Below are 531 nucleotides of genomic sequence, written 5' to 3'. Positions count from 1 at the left end.
GTTACTGAACCATCGACTGAAGGCGTAACGGTGCCAGTATAGCTTGTACCTGATCCTGAAAAATTACTCAACACACCATTCGTCAACACCACATCTGAAGAAACAAAACCTGTGACATACTCACTGAAAGTAATAGTAACATCAAACGCTCCGCTTGTTAATGTTGATGAGGTACTCGTTATAGTGACTGTAGGTTTGGTTTCATCGTTCTCAATGCCGAATTGAGCTGCTGCGGTATTGTTGTTGGTCGCTGCGTCCTGAGCTACATCGCTTGGTACATCTACTGTTACTGAACCATCGACTGACGGAGTAACGGTGGCTGTATAACTTGTGCCTGATCCTGAAAAATTACTCAACACACCATTCGTCAACACCACATCTGTGGAAATGAAGTCTGTAACTGACTCACTGAAAGTAATACTAACATCAAACGCTCCGCTTGTTAGTGCTGAAGAAGTACTGCTTACAATAACTGTCGGTTTGGTCTGGTCATTCACTATGCTGAATTGAGTTGCCACAGTATTATTATTG

At 42.7% G+C, this 531-nt stretch carries 1 protein-coding gene; it reads right to left on the bottom strand.

Annotation, left to right across the window (positions count from 1 at the left end; all coding sequences use genetic code 11):
* A partial coding sequence (locus tag AWW67_RS11780) for an Ig-like domain-containing protein (RefSeq protein WP_260311433.1) occupies nt 1-518 on the bottom strand: 518 nt, incomplete at its 3' end.
* Nucleotides 519-531 lie beyond the last annotated feature (13 nt).

It is taken from the genome of Roseivirga seohaensis (assembly GCF_001592945.1).
Lineage (GTDB): Bacteria > Bacteroidota > Bacteroidia > Cytophagales > Cyclobacteriaceae > Roseivirga > Roseivirga seohaensis.
Note: the sequence above shows the minus strand (reverse complement) of the source record. Positions and strands in the feature narration are given on the sequence as shown.